The 23,567-nt window shown below is 45.9% G+C and carries 21 protein-coding genes and 3 pseudogenes; 14 read left to right on the top strand and 10 right to left on the bottom strand.

Annotated elements, in window-relative coordinates; translation table 11 throughout:
* Positions 1-51 precede the first annotated feature (51 nt).
* Positions 52-1,560 (top strand): YdgA family protein, encoded by a 1,509-nt coding sequence (locus tag C2U43_RS11620; protein WP_103285985.1) that lies wholly within the window; start codon positions 52-54, stop codon positions 1,558-1,560.
* A 47-nt stretch (positions 1,561-1,607) separates the two neighbouring features.
* On the opposite strand, the gene C2U43_RS11615 is transcribed toward C2U43_RS11620, so the two are convergent.
* Entirely contained in the window at positions 1,608-2,636 is a 1,029-nt protein-coding gene (locus tag C2U43_RS11615; RefSeq protein WP_103285158.1) for a Mal regulon transcriptional regulator MalI, read from the bottom strand.
* A gap of 169 nt (positions 2,637-2,805) precedes the next feature.
* Here C2U43_RS11615 and malX point away from each other — a divergent pair.
* From malX to C2U43_RS11585, 5 genes and pseudogenes are all read left to right on the top strand, one after another.
* Positions 2,806-3,936, top strand: a pseudogene (malX, locus tag C2U43_RS11610) (PTS maltose transporter subunit IICB); the annotation flags it as partial.
* Positions 3,937-4,021: 85 nt separating this feature from the next.
* Entirely contained in the window at positions 4,022-5,791 is a 1,770-nt protein-coding gene (locus tag C2U43_RS11605; protein WP_103285156.1) for a recombinase family protein, read from the top strand.
* A 558-nt stretch (positions 5,792-6,349) separates the two neighbouring features.
* Positions 6,350-7,111: a lysozyme inhibitor LprI family protein gene (locus C2U43_RS11595; RefSeq protein WP_023280005.1), complete on the top strand. Its 762-nt coding sequence runs from the start codon at positions 6,350-6,352 to the stop codon at positions 7,109-7,111.
* Positions 7,101-7,469 carry a hypothetical protein gene (locus C2U43_RS11590; protein WP_023280004.1) on the top strand — a complete coding sequence of 123 codons (369 nt, stop codon included), beginning with the start codon at positions 7,101-7,103 and terminating at the stop codon, positions 7,467-7,469. Before C2U43_RS11595 ends, C2U43_RS11590 begins: the two co-directional genes overlap by 11 nt.
* Complete coding sequence (locus C2U43_RS11585) at positions 7,453-8,049, top strand: hypothetical protein (protein ID WP_016537359.1); 597 nt, start codon at positions 7,453-7,455, stop codon at positions 8,047-8,049. The genes C2U43_RS11590 and C2U43_RS11585 overlap by 17 nt, the downstream gene beginning before the upstream one ends.
* 157 nt (positions 8,050-8,206) lie before the next feature.
* On the opposite strand, the gene C2U43_RS11580 is transcribed toward C2U43_RS11585, so the two are convergent.
* The 5 genes and pseudogenes from C2U43_RS11580 to C2U43_RS11565 all read right to left on the bottom strand — a co-directional run bounded on the left by C2U43_RS11580 (position 8,207) and on the right by C2U43_RS11565 (position 11,831).
* Positions 8,207-8,896, bottom strand: a complete 690-nt coding sequence (locus tag C2U43_RS11580; protein WP_000549951.1) for a VIT1/CCC1 transporter family protein — start codon at positions 8,894-8,896, stop codon at positions 8,207-8,209.
* A gap of 134 nt (positions 8,897-9,030) precedes the next feature.
* Positions 9,031-9,612 carry a cytochrome b/b6 domain-containing protein gene (locus tag C2U43_RS11575; RefSeq protein WP_001004932.1) on the bottom strand — a complete coding sequence of 194 codons (582 nt, stop codon included), beginning with the start codon at positions 9,610-9,612 and terminating at the stop codon, positions 9,031-9,033.
* Between the two features lie 94 nt (positions 9,613-9,706).
* Positions 9,707-9,937: pseudogene (locus C2U43_RS29765) on the bottom strand (IS3 family transposase); the annotation flags it as partial.
* A gap of 463 nt (positions 9,938-10,400) precedes the next feature.
* Positions 10,401-10,775 (bottom strand): cytochrome b562, encoded by a 375-nt coding sequence (locus tag C2U43_RS11570; RefSeq protein WP_013096889.1) that lies wholly within the window; start codon positions 10,773-10,775, stop codon positions 10,401-10,403.
* A gap of 117 nt (positions 10,776-10,892) precedes the next feature.
* The gene (locus tag C2U43_RS11565; protein ID WP_001198019.1) at positions 10,893-11,831 is read right to left on the bottom strand and encodes a cation diffusion facilitator family transporter; all 939 of its coding nucleotides are present in this window, start codon (positions 11,829-11,831) and stop codon (positions 10,893-10,895) included.
* A gap of 695 nt (positions 11,832-12,526) precedes the next feature.
* Here C2U43_RS11565 and C2U43_RS11560 point away from each other — a divergent pair.
* Entirely contained in the window at positions 12,527-13,141 is a 615-nt protein-coding gene (locus C2U43_RS11560; RefSeq protein ID WP_049003478.1) for a recombinase family protein, read from the top strand.
* 195 nt (positions 13,142-13,336) lie between these two features.
* Here the strand turns inward: C2U43_RS11560 and C2U43_RS11555 are convergent, their stop codons facing one another.
* Entirely contained in the window at positions 13,337-14,077 is a 741-nt protein-coding gene (locus tag C2U43_RS11555; protein WP_049003480.1) for a GIY-YIG nuclease family protein, read from the bottom strand.
* 652 nt (positions 14,078-14,729) lie between these two features.
* Positions 14,730-15,452, bottom strand: coding sequence for a YagK/YfjJ domain-containing protein (locus tag C2U43_RS11550; RefSeq protein ID WP_049003481.1), 723 nt, complete (start codon positions 15,450-15,452; stop codon positions 14,730-14,732).
* Between the two features lie 418 nt (positions 15,453-15,870).
* Between C2U43_RS11550 and C2U43_RS11545 the strand changes: the two are divergent.
* From C2U43_RS11545 to C2U43_RS11535, 3 genes and pseudogenes are all read left to right on the top strand, one after another.
* Positions 15,871-16,338 (top strand): annotated as a pseudogene (locus C2U43_RS11545) (glucose PTS transporter subunit EIIB); the annotation flags it as partial.
* Between the two features lie 10 nt (positions 16,339-16,348).
* Positions 16,349-17,521 carry a MalY/PatB family protein gene (locus C2U43_RS11540; protein WP_103285153.1) on the top strand — a complete coding sequence of 391 codons (1,173 nt, stop codon included), beginning with the start codon at positions 16,349-16,351 and terminating at the stop codon, positions 17,519-17,521.
* Between the two features lie 198 nt (positions 17,522-17,719).
* Positions 17,720-19,069 carry a sensor domain-containing diguanylate cyclase gene (locus C2U43_RS11535; RefSeq protein WP_103285152.1) on the top strand — a complete coding sequence of 450 codons (1,350 nt, stop codon included), beginning with the start codon at positions 17,720-17,722 and terminating at the stop codon, positions 19,067-19,069.
* A 44-nt stretch (positions 19,070-19,113) separates the two neighbouring features.
* On the opposite strand, the gene C2U43_RS11530 is transcribed toward C2U43_RS11535, so the two are convergent.
* Positions 19,114-19,530: a hypothetical protein gene (locus C2U43_RS11530; protein WP_048235434.1), complete on the bottom strand. Its 417-nt coding sequence runs from the start codon at positions 19,528-19,530 to the stop codon at positions 19,114-19,116.
* A gap of 445 nt (positions 19,531-19,975) precedes the next feature.
* On the opposite strand from C2U43_RS11530, the gene add reads away from it, so the two are divergent.
* Positions 19,976-20,977: an adenosine deaminase gene (add, locus tag C2U43_RS11525; protein WP_008784687.1), complete on the top strand. Its 1,002-nt coding sequence runs from the start codon at positions 19,976-19,978 to the stop codon at positions 20,975-20,977.
* Positions 20,978-21,081: 104 nt separating this feature from the next.
* On the opposite strand, the gene C2U43_RS11520 is transcribed toward add, so the two are convergent.
* Positions 21,082-22,122 carry an oxidoreductase gene (locus tag C2U43_RS11520; RefSeq protein WP_071446495.1) on the bottom strand — a complete coding sequence of 347 codons (1,041 nt, stop codon included), beginning with the start codon at positions 22,120-22,122 and terminating at the stop codon, positions 21,082-21,084.
* A 241-nt stretch (positions 22,123-22,363) separates the two neighbouring features.
* Between C2U43_RS11520 and blr the strand changes: the two genes are divergently transcribed.
* From blr to C2U43_RS11505, 3 genes are all read left to right on the top strand, one after another.
* The gene (blr, locus tag C2U43_RS11515) at positions 22,364-22,489 is read left to right on the top strand and encodes a division septum protein Blr (protein WP_003029134.1); all 126 of its coding nucleotides are present in this window, start codon (positions 22,364-22,366) and stop codon (positions 22,487-22,489) included.
* 291 nt (positions 22,490-22,780) lie between these two features.
* Positions 22,781-22,996: a transcription modulator YdgT gene (gene ydgT, locus C2U43_RS11510; RefSeq protein ID WP_008784684.1), complete on the top strand. Its 216-nt coding sequence runs from the start codon at positions 22,781-22,783 to the stop codon at positions 22,994-22,996.
* A gap of 91 nt (positions 22,997-23,087) precedes the next feature.
* Positions 23,088-23,528, top strand: coding sequence for a DUF2569 domain-containing protein (locus tag C2U43_RS11505; protein ID WP_020996422.1), 441 nt, complete (start codon positions 23,088-23,090; stop codon positions 23,526-23,528).
* Positions 23,529-23,567: the final 39 nt, after the last annotated feature.

The raw sequence follows: 23,567 nt of genomic DNA, 5'->3' as shown, positions 1-23,567 counted from the left end.
TCACTCCTCCAGGCGTCTTCAAACGCCTGGTTTTATTTTATGGATATCGAAATGAAAAAATCGCTGGTAGCTGCGGGTGTGGTGGTTGCGCTGGGTATCGTCTGGACGGGCGGCGCCTGGTACACAGGTAAGAAACTTGAAACGCATCTCGCCGAGATGGTGACACAGGCAAACGATCAGTTAAAACGTTTCTCCCCTGAGGCGGGCATTGAACTGAGTTATCAAAACTACCAGCGCGGGGTGTTCAATAGCCAACTGCAATTGGTGGTGAAACCAATCGCCGGGCAGGCAGATTCCTGGCTAAAACCGGGGCAAAGTATCGTCCTGAATGAAACCGTCGATCACGGTCCATTCCCGCTGGCTCAGTTGAAATCACTGAATCTGGTCCCGGCTATGGCCTCCGTGAAAACGACTCTGGTCAATAACGACGTTACCAAACCACTGTTTGATATTGCCAAAGGTGAGTCGCCATTTGTCATTAATTCCCGAATCGGCTACAGCGGCGATACCCGTTCCGCTCTCTCCCTCAAACCACTGAACTATGAGAAAGGCGACGAAAAAGTAGCCTTCAGCGGCGGGGAATTCCAGTTTACAGCAGACAAAGAAGGTAACGCTGTCTCGCTGACAGGCAATGCGCAAAGCGGCGTGGTCAATGCGGTCAACGAGTATGACCAGAAAGTACAAATGACTTTCAATAACCTGAAAACTGAGGGTTCCAGCAGTATTGCCAGCTTTGGTGAGCGCATAGGCGACCAGAAATTGTCACTCGATAAACTGTCGATTTCCGTCGAAGGTAAAGAGTTGGCGGTTCTGGAAGGCATGGGTATTGATGGTAAATCCGATCTGATCAACGACGGTAAAACTGTCAACAGCCAGTTGGATTACACGCTGAACAGTCTGAAATTGCAGGGTCAGGATATGGGTAGCGGTAAACTGACGCTGAAAGTTGGCCAGATTGACGGTGAAGCATTACACCAGTTCAGTCAGCAATATAGCGCCCAAACCAAGGCGCTGATGGCGCAGATTGATGTGGTACAAAATCCTGAGCTTTATCAGCAAAAAGTCACTGAAGCCTTCTTCAATGCGCTGCCGATTCTGATGAAAGGCGAGCCGGTTATCACCATTGCCCCGCTGAGCTGGAAAAATGCAAAAGGTGAAACTGCATTTAATCTGTCACTGCTGCTAAAAGATCCGACAGCAAATACTGAGGAACCACAAACGCTGGCTCAGGAAGTGGATCGTTCGGTCAAATCACTGGATGCTAAGCTGACGATTCCGGTTGATATGGCGACTGAGTTCATGACGCAGATTGCCAAAATTGAAGGCTATCAGCAGGAGCAAGCGGCCGATCTGGCGAAGCAACAGGTGAATGGCCTGGCGGCAATGGGTCAGATGTTCCGGATTACAACGATGCAGGACAACGTCATCGGCTCCAGCCTGCAATACGCAAACGGCCAGGTTACGTTAAACGGACAAAAAATGCCGCTGGATGAGTTTGTTGGCATGTTCGGTATGCCTTCTCTCGGCGAACCGGATGCCCCGGCTATTCCGCAACAGTAAATACGCGTGACAACAGGCCCGATAACCGTGTGTTTATCGGGCCTTTTTTATTTTGCCACCACCAGACGGGCGGAAAGCGTTAAGTTACGTGAATGACCATCATCGTGCCCAATGCGCTGTAGCATGCGCTCAGCAAGGGTATATCCCATTTCACGCGCGGGCGTACAGGCCCAAATAATGGGGATATCGTCCAGTGCATTTTCCGCTACATCGGCAAATCCAGCTAACGAGATCTGCTGTTCGAAGTAGCGATCTACGCCAATTTCACCACTCTGACGCCCTGCTCTCATCAGGCCAAACCAGGCGCCAACGGCTATGATTTCGTTGTAGCACACCACTGCGCTGATCGTTGGGTTACGACGTAACAGCGCGGTCACCTCCTCTGCGGCCTGCTTTTGGCTGGATGAGCACTCCAGCACCCAGTCGCTATGAAACGGTAAACCATACTTTAGCAACGTCGTACAATAGCCGCCGACACGCTCTGCACGGGTCAATGAAGAACTCTGCCCCCCCAACCACGCGATGCGCTGATGCCCATGGCTTATCAGATGTTCAACCAGCAATTGCGCTGCCTGCATGTTGTCAGGCCTGACGGTGTCAACGTCATCCAGGTAGCTGGCCCGAGACGCAAACACTACCGGAATCCCCTTATCGGCGGCCAGTTGTTGAAGGTCGTCGCTACTGCCGGCTGCCCCGGCGATCACCACACCATCAACCCCTTGATTAAGCAGCATAGCGAAACGCTGCGCCAGCTGTTCGCCATCTCTGCCACCATGTAATAAAAAAACCATGCGCCCCTGCGCTTCTAATGCTTCCGTCAGACCCGCTGTCAACTCGGCGTAAAACGGGGTGGAAAGGTCGCGCACGATCAAACCAATTACCCCGCTCTGGCCGCCACGCAGCGCTGATGCCTGGCGATTACGCACAAACCCCAGTTGCTCAATAGCGGCATTCACCCGTTCGCCGGTCGCGGATGAAATACGGCCTTTTCCACTGAGCACCAATGAGACGGTACTAACCGAAACGCCCGCGGCCAGCGCAACATCATGGATGGTTATTTTTTTGGCTATAGCCATAAAAACGGAAAACTCCCTGATAACGTGACGGATAAAACGTTTTATCAATCACTTATATTTATACGCCCTATTATCGTTCGATAATGTGATTTATACCGCACTAAAATTAGGTAAAACGTTTTATCTTCTCGCCATCATTAGTCAGCTAGCTTTTACGAGGAGTCGTTTGATGACGACGAGAACCACACCAAAAATTACGTTATGGGAATTTTTCCAGCAGTTGGGCAAAACCTTTATGCTGCCCGTGGCTCTGCTCTCATTCTGCGGGATCATGTTAGGGATCGGCAGCTCGTTAAGTAGTCATGATGTCTTAACGCTGATTCCGGCATTGGGTAATCCGGTACTGCAGGCTATTTTTACCTGGATGAGCAAAGTAGGCTCATTTGCGTTTAGCTTCTTACCGGTGATGTTCTGTATTGCCATACCTCTCGGCCTGGCCCGCGAGAACAAAGGCGTAGCGGCATTTGCCGGTTTTGTTGGTTATGCGGTGATGAACCTTGCCGTCAACTTCTGGTTAACCGCGAAAGGTATCTTGCCTACCACGGATGCCACGATCCTGAAGGCTAACAACGTACAGAATATCCTGGGGATCCAGTCGATCGACACCGGGATCCTCGGCGCTGTTATTGCCGGGATCATCGTCTGGATGCTGCATGAACGTTTCCACAACATTCGCCTGCCGGATGCACTGGCCTTCTTCGGCGGTACCCGCTTTGTACCAATTATCTCTTCGGTGGTGATGGGACTGGTCGGCCTGGTCATTCCCCTGGTTTGGCCGGTTTTCGCCATGGGCATTAACGGGCTCGGCCACATCATCAACAGCGCGGGCGAATTTGGTCCAATGCTGTTTGGTACCGGTGAACGTCTGCTGCTGCCGTTTGGTCTGCATCATATTCTGGTGGCACTCATTCGCTTCACCGAAGCTGGCGGCACGCAGGAAGTCTGCGGTCACAGCGTGAGCGGCGCACTGACTATTTTCCAGGCTCAACTGAGCTGCCCAACGACACAAGGTTTCTCTGAAAGCGCAACCCGCTTCCTGTCGCAGGGTAAAATGCCGGCGTTCCTCGGTGGTTTGCCGGGGGCAGCGCTCGCTATGTACCACTGTGCTCGCCCTGAAAATCGTCATAAAATTAAAGGGTTGTTAATTTCTGGTCTCATTGCCTGCGTGATCGGCGGTACAACCGAACCACTCGAGTTCTTATTCCTGTTCGTTGCCCCTGTTTTGTATGTAATCCACGCCCTGCTGACCGGTCTTGGTTTCACCGTGATGGCGGTGTTAGGCGTCACCATCGGTAACACTAAAGTAAAATACACCTCATTAAGAATTGAGGCGTAAAAACAGCTATACCTGTCGCCCCAATGGATTACCAAGGAGGTGATGACCAATGTCTGCACATGTTACAATCTTAAGAAATACAGTACTTCCAGTGAAATTCAATACCATGAATCGTCCACGCTTATATTCATATATCCGTTACTCCAGCGAACGACAAGGTAAAGGTAGTTCGATTGAGCGTCAGAAGAGCTACATTGCTGAAATGGCAAAACAGATTGCTACTGAGTACGATCTGGAGATTTTCGAGGAATACCAAGATTTAGGGGTATCCGCGTACAAGGGTAAAAACGTTCAGGAAGGAGCTTTATCGGATTTCATAGACCAAGTTGAATCCGGTTTGATCCCAAAGGGGTCTTTCCTCTTGATTGAATCCCTTGATCGCTTCTCACGCCAGAACGCCATGCAAGCGGTTAACCTTTTCACCAGCTTATTACTTAATGGCATCACGGTAATTACCGGGATTGATAAACAGGTTTACAGACAGACTGAAGTAAACACCGAGACATTGCAGCAACTGATGTTTAGCGTGATGTTGTTCAGCCGTGCAAACGAAGAAAGTTCAACCAAATCACACCGCACCATTGCAAGTGCTCTGTCCAAGATCAGACGTCACCAGGAACGGAAACCAGGTGATCCTGTAGTCGCAATTAAAGAGTTAGGCTCGGATAAATGGTGGACAGATTCAAGTACTGGATATGTCAATCCGCATCCAGTCCTGTTCCCCATAGCAAAAAAAATTATCCAGTTAAAACAAGACGGTTGGTCAAATCGGATGATCCTTCAACATCTGAAAAACAACTACGATGGACCGGTTATTGGCAACAAAAAATCAAAAGGTATATGGAATATGCAGCATTGTTCCAGAATCCTTGAACCTGCCATTTATGGACGAAAAGTAATCACTGTAAACAATGCAGAATACGTTCTGGATGATTATTACCCTGCGATCATCAGCAAAGATGAATATGAAGCGTTAAAGCTCCAAGTTGGAAACAAAGGATTTGCCCCGAATCGCGAGAGTAATCCAGAAATACCATTACTTTCCGGTATTGGTATTTTGCACTGTGCGCACTGCTCATGTTACATGGTTAAGGCTAAATCAACCCTTAAAAACCATCCACATGCTTACCGTTACCAATGTGCATCCAGAGATTTACATCAAGATTGTAATAAGTGGGGATTCAGGGCAAGCACCCTTGAAAGGACGATTTTACAACTAATAGCCGATAGAATATTCTTACAGACGAAATATCAACCATCTGGTTTAGAAGGGAAAATAGCGGACATACAATCGCAAATTGAGAACTATGTATTGGCTATAGGTTCAGCTAAAAGCCCTGAGATCATTAATAGCCTCACTTCGCAAATTGATCAACTAGAACAAGAAAAACAAAGTCTGATAGTGGAAAAAAGACTATACGATGAATCAATCGTGCAAATGAACACTGAAGGTTGGGACAAGTTCAGGAAGTTTGACATTGATGACGCACTTAACCCTTTACGCACAAAAATAAGAGTAAACATTAAGACCGTTATTATGCGCGTAGATTGCTCCAGAATAGATAAGAAACACAACTTGTTTACCATCACATACCGCGATCAGCATAAACAGCGTATCGTTATCGAAAACAACTCAGGCTGGAAGAAGGGTAAGATTTATGTTGAAGCGCAGACTATCAACGATATTCAAATTCTTGAATCTGAAGGTTTGATACTGCATGACCATATTGACATATTGATCAACCGAGACAAGTTCATGACGGAAGCGAAAAAACGACTAGATCATCCCCGAACACTGATCGATGAACTGACGGAATAAAGGTAAGTGTTAGTGCCATTGTAAAATTGCCCCACAGAAATGTTAGCGTAATCCATCGCTATATAGCCATGAATCGCTCTGTATCTTGTCAGAGCGATTAAAGCAGACTTCAGGCATCGTTCAATATAAAACCCCCGTAAAACTTGATACAGAGCGTTGTAGAGCAAGGGTTCAAAATTACATCGTATTCATTCTGTCTACGAACTGTACTTATTGCACCGCTCCTTATCGAAACACCTCTATGGTTGCCGGAAACCCCGCACAAAGTAGATTGTTATGTCTTTCAATCGCAGTATTCAAGACTAACCGCTGCCCGCCGCCCGACGTTAACACCAAGCATATGAACCATTTTAAAACCCTTTAAAAACAATACCCTTCGCATCTTCCCCCTCTTCTCCCCATGTTAATCGATCGTTTTTACAGATCAATTATACGATATTGATAGATTTCATAGATCAATGTAAGATCATGATTCTTCGGTTAGTGTTTCTCGTAAACAAGACTCACGGAATGAATACTCTGCCCACGATGGAGTGCGAAAGAAAGAAGGTATCCAGAATGACAATTCTTATTAAAACGTTAAAAATCATGGCGTCAGGTGTTGTTTTCGTTTCAGGTTTAACCACCGCCTCCAGTACCGTGTATTTCTTGCCAGAGGCAAAATCAATGGGTGTCGCCAGCAGCGACAAAAACGCACTGATGTTTCTCGGGATGGACAGGGATGTAAATCTGAAGGGAATATGCTTCGCGATGACAAAGCAATCATCATCAATCGTTCCGCTGGTAGATATCACTGCTACAACTGATAACGGCAGATTCACGATGCACGGGTTACGCCCTAATGTCAGTGATTCTAAAGAAGTCGCTTGTTCCTTCGGGTCCGAAGCTGGTGATTTCTTGACTGCCATTTCGAAGTCAACAACCGTTAACGTGAAGCTGGACTTCAATGGCGAGATCCGCAATTACAGTTTCGACACTACAGAGTTCGGAAAGGTATTGACTGCGAATGGGCAAGCCGTGGGGGAAAAAGCAGCTAAAGACTACGCTCAGGGAGTACGTGCACCCGTTTTCTATAGCAGCGGTAGCGAAGCTCCCAAAAACAATGCAGTAACCTCAAACGTCGATACACACAGTTATAAAGCAAGCGATGAGAAACTTAATTCGGTCTGGAAAAGCCTTAGCCCTGAAACCCGAAAACGATTGCTTCCTTCTCAAAGAGAATGGATAAAGCACAAATCCGGCTGCAATAATGAACAGAAATGTCTTACCGACATGACGAACAATCGCATTCGTGAACTGGAGTCTGAATATGGAAAATAATGCACTGACTTTGGTTTTAAAAAACGATTGGGTAGCATCGTCTTCTGGTAATACCTATACCGGAAAATACACAGTTGGACGGTTTCACCTGACAGATGCGTTCATCGTTGTGTATATGAAGCTGATACATGGAATTGAAATACCCGATTTATGGGTCAGTAGCAGTTTCACTAACATACCAGATACCGATACCCGTAGGGTTATGTATATGGAAGGCTGTGATATGTTATCGAAAGATACAATGAACGAAATCCGTAATGCAGTGAAGTCCCCGCCTGACAAGCTGAAAATATATCGTAATGGAGAGCGTATTGTTAAGATAGAAGTTATGGAAGAACGAAATGAAATCACCCTATGAACGTTATATTAAAATAGCAGTCATAACCGTCGCAATAGCCTACGGCATCAATCTCCTTTACGGGCTGACGCCCCCCCCATATCAGCCTAAAACCCCCGAAGTGAAGGCCAAGGTAAATGCTGATACCGTAACTCAGCAACAACCTGAGCAACCATCCAAACCATCGATAATCGATATACTTCCGCGAATGTATACAACAGGGGAAGTTTATGCGCGGTTTGAACAACATGAATTCAGGGCAACAAATGACTTCAAAAAATGTCAGTTAATGGTAACAGGAAAAATAACTGGTATCGGTACTGTTACTTTCAGAAAAAATCCTGTAGTAACATTGGGTATTCCCGGTTCAGATGAAGGCCTGAAGTTCATATTTGAAGATACGAATTACAATAACGATAAAGTTGCTGCATTGAATATTGGGGATCTGATTATAATCGCCGGGAAGAATGCACGACCTGGAACCTTTGGTGGTATCTTTCTTGATGACTCGAAGATAATGACTGATATGATTTCAAAGAAGAAACGACAAATTTTGGTTGTCAATGGTGGCGTTTACGACCGGGAAATTTGCCAGAAGTAGCGTTGTCCTTGCCCTTGAAATGGAGGGGGAGAATCCCCTCCATCACCCCTTCAACAGGTATTGGCGCAAGCAGGAATCGAGTTTGAAGGGAGCTGCATTGCAAATTGTTTTGCGAAGCATCGCCAGTAAGATGGTACACGAATTGTGCTTCATAACATTAAAGCAGGGCCTGCCCTGCAAAATGACCAATCCCCATAGACAAAAGCATAGCCATGGTACTCCAGAACGTAATTCTTATGATCGCCCTGACAGGAGAGGCTTTACTCAAAACCGAAGATATATAGCCAAGGACCGCCAGTGAAAAAAGGGTGGAAAGGATTATCAACAAAAAAGCCAGTTTCAGAGGGGAGAGCCATGCCACGATTAAGGGTAACACCGCACCAGCGGAAAAACTCAGGGCAGAAAAGACAGCTGCCTGTAGGGGCTGTGCAGAATTTATATCCGTCAACCCCAGTTCTTCACGGGCATGAGCATCCAGGGCATCTTTGACCATAAGTTGCTCCGCAACCTGCCGGGCAAGCTCTGGCTCCAGTCCACGTTGCATATAAAGTGAAGTCAGTTCCCGCACCTCTCCCTGATAATCAGTTTCCAGCTCCCTTTTTTCCTGGGCAAGTGCTGCGTTTTCGGTATCCGCCTGAGATGAGACGGAAACATATTCCCCTGTAGCCATTGACATAGCTCCGGCAACCAGTCCTGCAACACCTGCAAGTAAAACACCGGAAGGACTGCTATTTGCAGATGCAACCCCAAGAACAAGGCTCGCTGTCGAAACAATTCCGTCATTTGCCCCCAGTACAGCTGCCCTCAGCCATCCCACTTTTTCGATACTATGTCGTTCAAGATGCATATATTTTTTCCTTCAAATACGCATACTCATCGGAATTACGGATAAATAGAAAATGCATTGACGGATAAATGCGCGGTTATAGTCTGTTTTAGCCAACCATTACAGGGCATCTTATCCATCATAAACCTACAGCACTATTCGGTAACGGGATTTTTCCTTTGGCTACGAACGGTGAGGAAGATATGCAGCAACCCCATCGCACCATGTGCCCAGAAATAGGTTTCAATAAATACAGTCAGAAACTTATGCACATGCAGGACGGTTTCTGTCAGCACAGGTGACGTGCCAAGAGCAGTATTGAGAGCAAACCAGAATCCACCACATAATGCAACGCCCAATAGTGCAAGTACACCAAGCCCCTGAACCAGAGCAGCAATCCCACCAGCATGAGCTTCAGGAAGACGGAATGATATCAGCATTTTGATATCTTCAACCACACCTCGAAAATCAAGGACCACCCAGGCAAAATAGTAACGAAATCCTCGTTGTGTCAGCATCCATGCAAGCATGACAAACCCAAGGACAATCAGTGATAACCCAGTGATAACATGGAACCATGTTACGAACCCAGTGAGAGTATAGTCACTAAGCGCATCGCTTTCGGTAAGGTTTGAATTAATAATCTGCAATAAAATCAATACAGCTACGATGATATGCAGCACACGTAGAAATGGTGTGTTTTTGTGAGGAAGAGCATTACGTAAATTTTCGTTCATAATTTAGCCACTTTTTTAAGGTTGGTTGACCACTCAATATTATGCCTTTTTATTAATGATAACCTTAACTTCTCAAAACCAAGATGCACTCAGTAATATCCAAACCATGTTCAAAGGCCCAGTACTCGACAGGTAAATTCAGGTTCCTGAGTGCTTCTTATCGTCGCCAGATAGCCACGAAACAACGCAATGCTGTACAGAATGCTTATATCTGAACGCTTGAAATTCCAAAAGCGACGTGGATCGTACGGCACTTAATCCGACGACCGATGAAGAGTGCAGCCATGACAAAATCCATTCACCAAGCCACATTAGGTGACGTCGGAAATGATCTTCTTACGGCAAAGCACATGGCTTAGAATCCCTGTTCCAGCCTCGAAGAGGATACTGATGATTTATTTGCCGGAAAAAAGCATCTTAATGAGGGTCTCATACCGATGATGAAGACATTACGGGCATCAGTGTGTTAATCAACGGGGAGCAGGTCATCATGACCAACAAACAAAACACAGACTGACGCGTGACCACCAAATATAATTTGGCCCCCTGAATCCACCCCGCGCAACACCAATAGGTACTTAACTTATGTTGAGGCAACAAACTAAAATATGTAGCATTGATAATGCATGTTTGTTACCCCAACATTTTTATATGTATTTTGCAGATAAGATAACGTTGTGAAATTTCCTCACCAGTGCATAGCTATCTGCTTGATTACAGGCACGTGTATCATGTCAGTTCAGGGATATCTTTCCAGCATATCTACCTTCACCGAATAATTCCCGGTCTCAGTCAACACCTAGTTTATTGTGGTATTTTCTCATCAGACTGCCTAGTTTCTGTGCTGCAATTTTCCCGGCGTCAAGACCTTCCTTCTCAGCGGTACTTTCAACGGCAGTTACCTCATCAATTAGAAGTGACATGCCTGCAACATACGTTTCCCTGTCATACCCTTCTACAGGGCTGTTCAGGATGGACTCTGCTGTTGCTTTCAGTTCCCGCATATCTTTCCTGAAGGATGTAACGTCCTCCTCCTTAAGTGCTGCGCGGTAGCTTTTATTCATCATCTTCATGGCATGTTCAACACCGTCAGAACCAGCCATTACACAGGGGGATAAAAGAAGGGTGGCTCCTATCACAACAGTACGCATAATTTTTCTCATAATAGCCTCCATATTGTTTACTCTCGTTTTCACAGTCAGAAGGGGTAATATTGCGCAAAAAAATAATCCCTTCCCAATCCTCTCAAAAAACAGCAGCATTCATATTATTTTTCAGGATTATTTGCCCCCGCAACCAGGACTATTATCACCTTTAAAATAAGGGTCAACATGTGTCATAACATTTAAAACATGATGATTATCTAAAACTGATTTCCTGGCCAAAACAGCAATGTCATGTCCTACTTTCACTGATAAATCACCATCAATTTCCAGATGAACATCAACCACAACAAGGTCCCCCATTTTTCTGGTCTTGAGGTCATGGATGCCTTCGACCCCAGGCGTGGACAATAATGTTGTTTTTATACTATTTTCAGTTTCAATATCCACGGCCCTGTCCATCAAGTCATGAAGCGAATCTGACATAAATGAATATCCCATTCTGGTCACAATCAGTCCCACAACCAGTGCAGCTACCGGATCAAGCAATTTAAACCCTGATAAACTACCAATAATACCAATAGCCACCACCAAAGATGAGGCGGCATCAGAGCGGGCATGCCAGGCATTGGCAACCAGCATAGTGGATTTTACTCGGGTTGCTACTGCCAGCATATAGCGAAAAAGAAGCTCTTTGATAACCAGTGCGGCTAAGGCCACCCACAGAGCAACAATATGTACCTGAGGAATATCATCTGGTTGTTGCATTTTATTTGCTGCTGACCATAACATCCCGATGCCAACAATGAATAAAATTGTCCCCAGAATTAATGATGCACCATTTTCATAACGATGATGCCCGTAGTGATGGTCATCATCGGGATTTTTTTTACTTTTATGATTAGCAATAAGCACCACAAAGTCTGAAACTAAATCAGACAGAGAATGGATACCATCCGCAATAAGCCCCTGAGATCCGGAAAATACGCCAGTAATCACTTGCCCGGATGTCAGAAAACAATTAACAAGCACACTAACCCATGTGCTTTTACGGGCCGCGAGGAAACGCTCATGAGAACTAATATCAATATCATCCGTAAGTTTGTTTACCTGCACCTGAAACTCCTAATAACAGCATCTACAGTTAATACTAAGCAGCCAATACTACCCGGCCAAGTTCAGTTTTGGTATATGAAATTTTGAGGTACTGTGGTGAAAATATAAAAATGGTGAGATTTATTCCTGTAAAGACCGCGCCATGGTGGCGATAACATCTATTTATCATAACGCCTGAACATTAATTTATTCTGAACAGAAGAGAGAAGAAAAGTTGACAGTTATCACAACTATACACTTACGCCCAGTGTGGATGGGTTCAACAAACTAAAATTGCAAACCCGATTAACTGAGGAATTGAGCGCTCTCGAAGAGGAGTTGCTTTCGGGTAGCTGTCAACCATTGCAAAATGGTAAACAACATCCTTTGGGTCCCCAACTGTGTGGCCACTGTAGTGACTGTGGTGGGTGATAGAACTGGTCACATTGATGCCAGACTTTTTCGTGCCGCATGTATGGCACACTGAATTTGATTAAGACCTGCTGAAATGAAACCGGAGTGCTTCAGCTACAGAAACTGACCAAATCGTATACCCCAAGCAAGATCTGAATACCATCCGAACAATATCTCTTTTAGGTATACCTGATAAAGACCATGATAAGAAGTCTCAATACAATCAAATTCAACCCTATTGACTACAAAACAATGTAATGTATCATATGGGTATTGATTTGATACTTAAAAGAGAATACATAATGAATGTCCGTATCTACTGCCGTGCATCTACCGAAGGCCAACATGCTGATCGTGCATTAGTTAGCCTGCGCGAATTTGCGCAAAGCAAAAACTGGCAAGTAGCCGGAGAATACATTGAGAATGCCAGCGGTGCGAAGCTGGAGCGTGTGGAACTAATGCATCTTCTTGAAGAAGCACAACCTGGCGATCTGCTTCTTATTGAAGCGATTGACCGTCTCAGTCGTCTTCAACATGAAGAATGGGCTGAACTCAAAGCTACGCTGAACAGTAAAGGGCTGGTTATTGTATCAATGGATTTGCCAACAAGCTGGCAGATGGTTGAAATGTCTGGTAGTGACCTAACCAGCGGCATTTTGAGAGCAGTTAATGCCATGCTGATCGATATCCTCGCGACAATGGCACGACAAGATTATGAAACCCGGCGTAAACGCCAGGCACAAGGGATCGCAAAAGCAAAACAGGCAGGTTTGTATACGGGGAAAGAAAAAGATATGCAAGCCCGTGAAGTGGTTCGGGAAATGCTGGCACAGAACGTTAAACCAGCCCACATCATGAAAGCAGCAGATATCAGTCGCGCCACTTTTTACCGAATCAAGAAGGAGTTAGTAAGCTAATTATATTCGATTCTGACCGGATGAATGCGCAGACAGAACGTACTCGAATCTGACCATCCGTCCTGAGCGAAGAGGACGTTCGTTGTTTATTACTACCGGATCCACTTTGATAAAATCTGCGTATTTAATTGACAGCGAACAGGCCAACCTGCGGAACGTTCAGGCTGATACGACTGTAAGAAGGAAAAAAATCTTTCATTTTAGCTTCATCATATTTTGTGTGAGCACCTCGAAAGGTACAACATCACCAATTGTGTAATTGAGTTGAAAATATTGCCTAAGCTCAACGCCCCCCATAATGCGGGGTGAACCAGACTGATTGGCAGTTCGGTTAATCATTGCCGTGATGGAAGACATGCCATCATGAAGAACAATCTTGATGTTCTCACCGTCTTTACCAAACTTTTGAGAACTTACTACCGGCACATTAAAGAATCCTCTTCGCCAGTACGTATCTGTCATGTTGAAAGTGAATTGTTTAATACTGCTATGTGTGATGATTTCAGCTTCAGTTGATATTACTTCCTCACTCTTCAGTTCTGGCCTCTGAATTCCATTCCATTCAGGGTTAATGGCACTAATGATGGAATCCTCAAGACCAGCAGCAAGATTTAAGTGAAATTGCCCGTAGTGCATAAGTCCCGAATCTGGAAGCACTAAGATATCAACGGCAACATTATTAGATAGCATCTCAATGATGTTAGCGTTATTTTTTATATTCGTAGATTGGGAAGGGCCTGGACGTGAATAATGGTACATCCTGTTACGTAGTAGACGAGTGGTTTTACCAACGTATTTTACCTCACCATCACAAACAAATGCATAGAGGTTGTTCTTAACATCTGTGAATCTGTCATCGAGATGGTACTTCAGGCTACCGTCTATAATCTGCCAGAATCCCACCTTGATAAAACCAATCTCAGTCAAACGATTCATGTTAGGGTTCCATATGGAATAGTAAAAGCATTATACATGCTGAACTCCTCACTGTAGCTTAACAAAATTTGATGTCAGTAATGTCCGCTCTTGACTCGGAGCGGAATGTCAAATTGGGTCCGGCTTTGTGACAAATGTTACCAACGGTGCAAATCTGAGCTAATACATTTTATTATTCGGTTCTGACCGTACAGTGATCATTGAACAAAACATTCTGCGGGTTGTGAATTCATAACACACTCACTACGTTCGTGTCCTTCGCTTCAAATGTTGAAGTAATACCCTGAATTACGAGCGAAGCGAGTTCCGTCAAGCGAAGCGAAGACGGATAGTTTACATTTGGTTAAAAACCAGCCCAAAAACTACATTTTTCTCTATATATAAAATATAATAATATAATTATGTAGTTTAGCTGTTAACACTCACTTCGTTCGTGTCCCTCGCTTCGCTCGGAATTTTGAAGTAATGTATACTTCTATAAGCAAAGCAATTATCATTCAGTAATCAAACACATGACCGAAGCAACAAGTTAATCATGTATTGATCATGCCCTCAAATGTCCTGAGTGCGATTCTAAGCGCTTTTCATGACATGGGTAATGCAATCGTATAACTTACAAAGAAAAACGCACTACGGGCTTCCTGTGCGATATTTACGAATCCAGTGCTTTACGACTCAACTTTGATGTTGAATACAAGCGCGTTCCCTTCCCTGTTTGCGACTTCCCGCGTTCTTTTGCCAGGTAAGAAAGCCAAAATATCGGACCTTCGAGTGATGAAGGATCGTCAAGATGAATGACGTAGTGATCGCGATAGTCCTTCGTAGCTTTAGACAAGTTTACCAGCGTTGCTTCACCACCTGTCAGTTTCATCCAGATCTCAGTAATAATACCAGCGATCCCTCTTTCTGGCGTTCCAAACCATCTTACCAGACGATGTGGAAGCGCAATCCAGCAATGGTAATGTGGCTGTAATGCCTTTTCCTGCTCGCAAACCCAACCGTAAGCAAAATCGATGATAGGTTTCGATAAGCCGTTATTCCCAGACTCCAGGCGGGCACGTAATCGTTTGAACAGTTTGCGTATGTATTTGTTACCCGCTTCAACAGAAGTCAACGCAGGGAGGTGAAGATCAAAACGGGTAAGGAACACTCGACTGTAGCGCTTCTGGATTGCTTTCAGTTCGTTGATTGTTGACATAAGTATGTCATGGCGAACACCAGAGCCGATTCTTGTGTTAATCCGGTATGCATGACCATCATGAACAAAGGAGTTGCCATTAATTGTTTTGTAACGTCCGTGTTCATGGTAGACGGTACGAAAACTTGTTGCCGATAAAACCGACGATTCGAATAGGGTTTGTGATTGTTGCATCATTGTTAAATTAACCTTTTTGTACTCAGAAAGAGATCACACCCCCTACATAGTTACTACCTAAAACCACGGTAAAACGATGGCATTTGCGATAGCGCAAAGCCGCCTTGCATCTGACGTTGGGGATGTTTTCGAGGAGAGAAATACTACGGAACAAAGTTTACGGAAATATTTATAATAACTCATTATCATATCAGAAGGAGTGAAAGGGGGCAACGGAAATCATGCCTTGATAAAAGAGGGATGATGATTGTGTGGGGTGTTGGTAACAACGGAGAAATTCAAAGGGATTTACAATCTTGTCTTTGGCTTCCTTCCGGCATACACAGTTGAGTGGGAGCTGTAATTTTCAACATTGCAGTAACCTGATTGTTCACAGTGTACATCGGCAAATATCAATTATACCCATTACACTTCAGTGAACACGGACGGTAACCTGATTGACTTTGTGGTATTCGGCATCCTGCACGGACTCTCTACCAAGTGGTATTTGGTCCCTGTCGTGGCTGCGATCTGGTTCGCGGTGTACTACGTGATCTTCCGTTTCGCCATCACACGCTTCAATCTGAAGACCCCGGGTCGGGACGTCGAAATTGCCAGCAATATCGATAAAGTCATGGCGGGAGCACCGGGTAAATCCGGTTACAACGTCCCTGCCATTCTGGCGGCGCTGGGCGGTGCGGAAAACATTGTCAGCCTTGATAACTGCATTACCCGTCTGCGCTTGTCAGTAAAGGATATGTCGCTTGTGAACGTACAGGCACTGAAGGACAATCGCGCCATTGGCGTAGTGCAACTCAATCAGCATAATCTTCAGGTTGTTATTGGTCCGCAGGTCCAGTCAGTGAAAGATGAAATCGCAGTTCTTATGAACACCGTACAGGCTTAAGGACAACAATATGTTTGATTTTTCAAAGGTTGTGGACAGGCATGGTACCTGGTGTACTCAGTGGGATTACGTTGCCGACCGTTTTGGTTCAGCCGACCTTCTGCCGTTCACCATCTCCGATATGGATTTTGCCACCGCCCCCTGCATTCTGGAGGCGCTGACTCAGCGCCTGTCACATGGCGTGTTGGGTTACAGTCGCTGGAAAAATGATGAATTTCTGGCGGCGATTAGCCACTGGTTTCTATCGCGTCATAATACCCAAATCGATCCTGAGTCGCTGGTTTATGGCCCCTCGGTCATCTATATGGTATCGGAGCTGATCCGCCAGTGGTCTTCTGCGGGTGATGCGGTGGTTATTCATACGCCGGCTTACGACGCGTTTTACAAAGCGATTGAAGGTAATCAGCGCCAGGTATGCGCTGTCGGACTTGAAAAACGCGCTGACGGCTGGTTTTGCGACATGGTTGCACTAGAGAAAGCCCTGTCCCGGCCTGAAAGCAAAATTCTCCTGCTTTGCAGCCCGCACAACCCAACCGGTAAGGTGTGGACGCGCGATGAACTGGAAACCATGGCGGAGCTGTGTCAGCGCCACGGTGTAAAAGTCATCTCTGATGAGATCCATATGGATATGGTATGGGCAGACCAGCCACACATCCCGTGGAGTAACGTCGCGCGCGACAGTTGGGCGCTGTTCACTTCCGGTTCAAAGAGCTTCAATATTCCGGCATTAACCGGGGCTTACGGGATTATTGAGGATGAGCAGAGTCGCAACGATTACCTCAGTGCGTTAAAGGGTCGGGATGGTCTTTCCTCACCTGCAGTGCTCGCGCTTAGCGCACATATCGCAGCCTACCAACAGGGCGCTAGCTGGCTTGATGCGCTGCGGGAATATCTTGCCAGTAACCTGGATTACATCGCGCACGAGCTGAATAACGCATTCCCCGAACTGAACTGGCAGGTTCCGCAATCCACCTATCTGGCATGGATTGACTTGCGTCCACTCAACCTTGATGACCACGCACTGCAGGATGCACTCATCCATCAGCAGAAAGTCGCCATCATGCCCGGATACACATACGGAGAAGAAGGACGCGGTTTTGTGCGCCTCAATGCCGGATGTCCACGTTCCAAGCTTGAAAAAGGCGTTCAGGGGTTGATTAACGCCATCCGCACAATAAGTTAAATAGTCTTGCGCAATGAAGAACTCATTGCGCAACTCCTTATATAAAAAAACAAATCTGTTTTTTATCGTTTTTTTTAATACCAATTCCTCCCTGACTTTTCCTGCCAGTCAAAATCAACAGCAATAAAAATCAAAAAGACAAAATACAAAGCTGAGAAGATAGCCGAAATATAGCGCTGTTTTATATACATAAAAATCATGAATACAACACAAATAAACATTCACAAAAAGAATTTAACTTTTTTTTTACTCCTGTCCCTAACAACATCCATTTTTCTTTGGTATATCCCTTTTAGTAATCAGCGTTATAGCCTCTCTTTTTACCCGGTTATTGCAACCTTTGCTGGTGTATTGCACATTCAGACTGGGTGCTTTATGACGATGAATTACATGAGTTATCGGCGCAAAAAATATCTTTTACCCCTGGCCTGCGCGTTTTATTTCTCAGGGGTTTTCTTATTTCTTGCGCTCTATATTTATTTTTATAAAAACGGTCTTCCTGGTGTCATCTACAATGACATTGCTGTTTTATACTTTATGAGGAACATGTTAATTACGGGGTTGTTCTTTGCAACATACTATTTATATACGTTTAAAAATAAAAAAGAAAAGCATGGTAAAACAGTTATTTACGCCACTTATTTATGGTGCATGTTGCATCTGGTAATGGCTATCCTCTACTCCATCCGTATTACGCCAATATCGTTTCAGTTGGTTGACACAGAAACGTTTGAATGGCTTAGACCCTGGCGTGGTAGCTTTATTTATGTCCTCATTATCTTGTGGACCTGTATCGTTTTATTAGGGGCAAAATTAACCCGGCTAAAAACACAGTTTTGGGTAAGTATGTCACTGGTTGCCCTGAGCAATCTGTTAAGTGTCATCATTATGCTGAAGTACACGCATATAGACTCCGCTGGATGGTATCTCGCCAGAGGCCTGGAGTGCCTTAGCGCAATGGCCGTGATGATCGTGCTCATGTCTGATATTTTCAAGCGCTACAAAGCCTCACGTCAGGCCTATGAATTATCCTATGAAAATTCAGTCCGCGACCCGATGACCCGACTTTTCAACCGTGGCTATTTTTATAACGCACTCAGCAATGAGATTAAAATGACAGCGCCCCATAAACCCCTGAGCATTTTCTTTTGCGACATTGATTTCTTTAAGTCGGTCAATGACACCTGGGGACATTTGCAGGGTGACAGAGTGATAATTAAATTGTCAGAAATTATGCAGCGACTGAGTCGGCGTAACGACATCGTAGCACGCATTGGCGGAGAAGAGTTTGCTATTTTGCTACCTGAAACTAACGCTGATGCAGCATTTAACATCGCAGAGCGAATCAGAAAACACGTAGAACAACAAACTCAGGCCACGACTAAAGGTGATTTTCCACGCATCATCACCATCAGCCTGGGTATCGTAACCTCGGTTGATAACCGTTCAGCCCCCGAACAACTTGCTGATTGCGCAGACCGCGCCCTGTATATGGCAAAAAACCGAGGCCGTAATTGCGTTGTGGCCTATTCTGGCGAAGAAGTTTAATAGCAAAGGAAAAGATCACCACCAGGGCGATCTTTTCCTCATGATCAGTTGGTAATTTTCATGTGCAGCTGGAATGCGTTGGTTTTCCCCTCATCCTTCGCCGCGCCTTTTTGATATATTCTGATGGTATACTTACCGCTGGCAGGCAGCGTATTTTTATAAGTGTCACCACTCATCATGCCATCAAAAATGAATTGTTCGCCCGGTGCAATAATACTCATGAAAGGATGAGGCCAGGCGCTTTTCAGAACTGCTTGCATGGTCTGCCCTTTTTTGGCGACAAACGTATAATCTTTTGTTTTATCACCCGTAATTGTCCCCTTGATATCTGCGCCACTGGTGCCTTTCTTAAACTGGATTACATGCGTTTCATCCGCTTTATACGCCGCATGCGCAGGCACAGTTGCCAGCAGTAAACTTCCACAGAACATTGTACTGACAATTAGCTTTACACTTTTCACTTTATTAATACCCTCAGTCGTTATTGTGTTTTTATAACATACCTCGCTGCACATTCATAAACTGGAAAGTGTCCATTTTTCGCTATTAGCAATGTTATTCAATAAATGTCTGAATAAAATAACACTGACAGGCAGTAATTAAATAAAAACGAGGTAAATAATCTTAAAAAAATGAAATCCTTTCATTACACACATGCTGCAGGAAATACGTTATTGCTTACTTTATGCCTGTCTTACCACCGCAAGGCAAAAGCATCGTGATACGGTCTCAAGGATCAGGGAGTCGGAACACCACTCTGTTGGTACGCTAACAGCATGGTCAACAATTTGGCGATGCTTGCTTCCCCATAACCCCGAACTCTGCACTGCTTTTTTTAAAGTTTTTAGAGGAACATTTTTCTGTTGTATAATGGCCTGCACTTTACCTAAATACACGAGTGCGACCATGATTGATACTTCCCTCCCCCTGACCGACGTCCATCGCCACCTTGATGGTAACATCCGTGCACAAACGATCCTGGATCTGGGTCGTCAGTTCAACTTAACGCTTCCGGCACAAACGTTGGAAACGCTGATCCCTCATGTGCAAGTCACATCAACTGAGCCAGATTTAGTGAGCTTTTTATCCAAGCTCGACTGGGGCGTGAAGGTACTGGCCTCGCTGGATGCGTGTCGTCGCGTGGCATTTGAAAATATTGAGGACGCAGCACGTAACGGCCTGCACTATGTTGAACTGCGTTTTTCCCCAGGCTACATGGCGATGGCGCATCAGCTCCCGGTTGCAGGTGTAGTTGAAGCCGTCATCGCAGGCGTACGCGAGGGCTGCAAGACCTTTGGCGTCGAAGCTCGCTTAATTGGCATTATGAGCCGTACTTTCGGCGAAGCCGCCTGTCTGCAGGAACTGGATGCGCTGTTAGCCCACCGAGACCATATTACGGCACTGGATTTGGCCGGTGACGAACTGGGGTTCCCGGGCAGCCTGTTCCTGTCTCACTTCAACCAGGCACGCGATGCCGGCTGGCATATCACCGTACATGCGGGCGAAGCCGCGGGACCAGAAAGCATCTGGCAGGCCATTAAAGAGCTAGGCGCTGAGCGTATTGGTCACGGCGTTAAAGCCGTTGAAGATCGTGCGTTGATGGATTACCTCGCCGAGCACCGTATCGGCATCGAATCCTGCCTGACATCAAACATTCAGACCAGCACCGTTGCCTCACTAGCGAACCATCCGCTGAAAACGTTCCTTGAGCATGGCGTTATCGCCAGTTTGAATACGGACGACCCGGCTGTTCAGGGTGTGGATATTATTCACGAGTACACCATTGCCGCACCAGCTGCAGGCCTAACGCCCGAACAGATCCGCCAGGCGCAAATCAACGGTCTGGAAATGGCATTCCTGAGTAACGAGGAAAAACGAGCCTTGCGCGAGAAAGTCGCCGCAGCGTAACAGGTAAAGTGCCGGATGGCGCTAACGCTTATCCGGCCTACGTTGGTTTTCATTGTAGGCCGGATACGATGCCAGGAAGGTACCGCCTTGCGCCATTTACCTAATCAGGCAAGGCACAGCGTCGAACGATGTTTCGCTGATTCTATACCCAGCTCAATCAGCTCCATAATTTGGATAGCCTGTCTCGCCGGTACCGGGTTTTCACCGTTGCCGTTTAGCGCATCCCGAATGCCAGCATAGTACGCAGGATAGTTGCCCGGTACGGTCAGCCAGGTTTCTTCAACCTGCTCTTCGCCTTCGACTCGCGTCAATACGCCATCGCGCATATCATAACCCCAGTCTTCCTGTGGCAACCGCTCGCCATTTTTCAAACGCTCTTCCTGCGGGTCAAGACCATACTTCACATAGCTGCCGCGCGATCCGTGCACAATATAACGGGCCGATTCTGCGGCAGCAAGCATGGTGCCATGCAGGATCACACGACGCTGCGGATACGTCAGGATGGCATGGAAGTAATCCGTCGCCTGCGCGCCCGGACGCAGCTGGGCCAGGTCTACCGTCAGGCTGACGGGCAAACCAAACAGATTAATCGCCTGATCCAAAAGATGCGGTGCTAAATCGTACCAGATACCGCTTCCCGGACCGCCCTGTTCACGCCAACGGTCACGAACCTGTGGGCGGAAACGATCGAAATGGGATTCGAAATACGCTACCTCACCTAAAACACCATCCGCCAGCAGAGCTTTCAGCGTCAGAAAATCACTGTCCCAGCGACGGTTATGGAATACAGACAACACACGCCCCAGGCTACGTGCCAGTGCATCCAACTCACGCGCTTGTGACAGTGTCACGGTAAAGGGCTTATCAACAACCACATGTTTGCCCGCTTCCAACGCTGCTTTCGCTAACGGGAAGTGCGTGTCGTTTGGCGTGGGGATCACAATCAGGTCGATATTTGGATCGTTAAAAAGATGCTTAGGCTCAGCAACAACCGCCACCGTAGGCCAGTCTGCCTTCACTTTTGCTTCATCACTACTGGACACTGCAGCCAGTTCCAGACCCGGTGTGCCCACAATCAGTGGAGCATGGAAGGTTTTGCTGGCATAACCGTAGCCAATTAGCCCAACGCGGATGTTGTCACTCATGTTATTGCCTCTCAATTCAGGACTGACCTATTTCACACCATACCTTGCAACGTCTCAATAGTTTAATAACCTTTGCGCTACAAAGGTTGTTTTTTAACTTAAGTCAAACATATGCCACTTATGCTTAACTTGCAGCGAAAAAGAGGTAGAAATCGTTCCCAATCATCTTGCTGTATTAATGAGAGATTAGTAACATTTGCAGCCTGTGTTTATGGATAAATCAAAGCAAATGTCATCAGTAATGAATCGTCTTATTGAATTAACAGGTTGGATTGTTCTCGCCGTCTCCGTGATCCTGCTGGGTGTTGCCAATCATATTGACAATTACCAGCCACCAGAGCCCGTTGCGGCAGTGCAGAAGAAATAAGCATCCGCAGCCTTTTATTGCCCGGCAATTAACATTGGTAGTTGCAGGGTCTGCCGGTAAAAGATCGCTTTCTGTCAAAAAAAGCGAATTATGCCGCGTCCCGCTCCGCTGCATATTGCCAGCGATCGCTAAGCGCGTTACCCTTGCTCAAGACGCGCATAGCGCCTGATTTTTCACAGGTATGAACACTCTTCTTACATTTGCACGTAAATGCGCTTTGACCTGTGCTCGTTGTTTATTTTTATATTTTCTACTCCGTTGGTATTATTTTATTAATATGGATCTGCATTTATGACCGTTCAGGATTACTTATTAAAATTCCGCAAAATCAGTTCGCTCGAAAGTCTGGAAAAACTGTTCGACCATCTTAACTACACGCTCACCGATGATAACGACATTATCAATATGTACCGTGCCGCAGACCATCGCCGTGCGGAGCTTATCTCCGGAGGTCGTCTGTTTGATGTTGGTCAGGTACCTAAATCAGTCTGGCATTACGTGCAATAAAGAAGAAAGTAGCGCTCAACGTTAAAAGCTTTATAATAATTGCCCCAAAATGAATGGCATGATTGATTGCGCGCGTAAACCTGGAGAAGAGATGACTACGACACCGGCACAACGTATCGGAGGCTGGCTACTTGGGCCACTGGCCTGGCTGTTAGTCGCGTTGTTGAGCGCTTCGCTGGCGTTATTACTTTATGTCACTGCGCTGGCTACACCGCAAACCTTCAAAACGCTGGGTGAGCAAAGTACGGCAAATTTGCTGTTATGGGGCGTCTCCTTTATTACCGCGATCGCCATGTGGTATTACACACTGTGGCTGACGATTGCGTTTTTCAAACGCAGAGCCTGTGTACCTAAGCATTACATTCTGTGGCTGCTGATCTCCGTGTTGCTGGCGATTAAAGCGTTTGCGTTTTCACCCGTCCCAGACGCTTTTGCCGTGCGCCAACTGCTGTTCCCATTACTGGCTGCAGCACTGTTGGTGCCCTACTTCAAACGATCGCAGCGCGTTAAATCGACGTTTGTGAACCCGTAATAACCCTACAGTTAACCTGTTGTCGCCTGTTGAAGATTG

Source organism: Citrobacter freundii complex sp. CFNIH9 (assembly GCF_002903305.1).
GTDB lineage: Bacteria > Pseudomonadota > Gammaproteobacteria > Enterobacterales > Enterobacteriaceae > Citrobacter > Citrobacter portucalensis.
The sequence above is the reverse complement of the archived record's forward strand: the minus strand, read 5'-3'. Positions and strand labels throughout refer to the sequence as shown.

What these genes read in the sequence shown, in the direction of transcription:
- C2U43_RS11620 (WP_103285985.1), top strand. Translation starts at nt 52, where the DNA reads ATGAAAAAATCGCTGGTAGCTGCGGGTGTGGTGGTTGCGCTGGGTATC.
- C2U43_RS11615 (WP_103285158.1), bottom strand. Translation starts at nt 2,636, where the DNA reads ATGGCTATAGCCAAAAAAATAACCATCCATGATGTTGCGCTGGCCGCG.
- C2U43_RS11605 (WP_103285156.1), top strand. Translation starts at nt 4,022, where the DNA reads ATGTCTGCACATGTTACAATCTTAAGAAATACAGTACTTCCAGTGAAA.
- C2U43_RS11595 (WP_023280005.1), top strand. Translation starts at nt 6,350, where the DNA reads ATGACAATTCTTATTAAAACGTTAAAAATCATGGCGTCAGGTGTTGTT.
- C2U43_RS11590 (WP_023280004.1), top strand. Translation starts at nt 7,101, where the DNA reads ATGGAAAATAATGCACTGACTTTGGTTTTAAAAAACGATTGGGTAGCA.
- C2U43_RS11585 (WP_016537359.1), top strand. Translation starts at nt 7,453, where the DNA reads ATGAAATCACCCTATGAACGTTATATTAAAATAGCAGTCATAACCGTC.
- C2U43_RS11580 (WP_000549951.1), bottom strand. Translation starts at nt 8,896, where the DNA reads ATGCATCTTGAACGACATAGTATCGAAAAAGTGGGATGGCTGAGGGCA.
- C2U43_RS11575 (WP_001004932.1), bottom strand. Translation starts at nt 9,612, where the DNA reads ATGAACGAAAATTTACGTAATGCTCTTCCTCACAAAAACACACCATTT.
- C2U43_RS11570 (WP_013096889.1), bottom strand. Translation starts at nt 10,775, where the DNA reads ATGAGAAAAATTATGCGTACTGTTGTGATAGGAGCCACCCTTCTTTTA.
- C2U43_RS11560 (WP_049003478.1), top strand. Translation starts at nt 12,527, where the DNA reads ATGAATGTCCGTATCTACTGCCGTGCATCTACCGAAGGCCAACATGCT.
- C2U43_RS11555 (WP_049003480.1), bottom strand. Translation starts at nt 14,077, where the DNA reads ATGAATCGTTTGACTGAGATTGGTTTTATCAAGGTGGGATTCTGGCAG.
- C2U43_RS11550 (WP_049003481.1), bottom strand. Translation starts at nt 15,452, where the DNA reads ATGATGCAACAATCACAAACCCTATTCGAATCGTCGGTTTTATCGGCA.
- C2U43_RS11540 (WP_103285153.1), top strand. Translation starts at nt 16,349, where the DNA reads ATGTTTGATTTTTCAAAGGTTGTGGACAGGCATGGTACCTGGTGTACT.
- C2U43_RS11535 (WP_103285152.1), top strand. Translation starts at nt 17,720, where the DNA reads ATGAATACAACACAAATAAACATTCACAAAAAGAATTTAACTTTTTTT.
- add (WP_008784687.1), top strand. Translation starts at nt 19,976, where the DNA reads ATGATTGATACTTCCCTCCCCCTGACCGACGTCCATCGCCACCTTGAT.
- C2U43_RS11520 (WP_071446495.1), bottom strand. Translation starts at nt 22,122, where the DNA reads ATGAGTGACAACATCCGCGTTGGGCTAATTGGCTACGGTTATGCCAGC.
- blr (WP_003029134.1), top strand. Translation starts at nt 22,364, where the DNA reads ATGAATCGTCTTATTGAATTAACAGGTTGGATTGTTCTCGCCGTCTCC.
- ydgT (WP_008784684.1), top strand. Translation starts at nt 22,781, where the DNA reads ATGACCGTTCAGGATTACTTATTAAAATTCCGCAAAATCAGTTCGCTC.
- C2U43_RS11505 (WP_020996422.1), top strand. Translation starts at nt 23,088, where the DNA reads ATGACTACGACACCGGCACAACGTATCGGAGGCTGGCTACTTGGGCCA.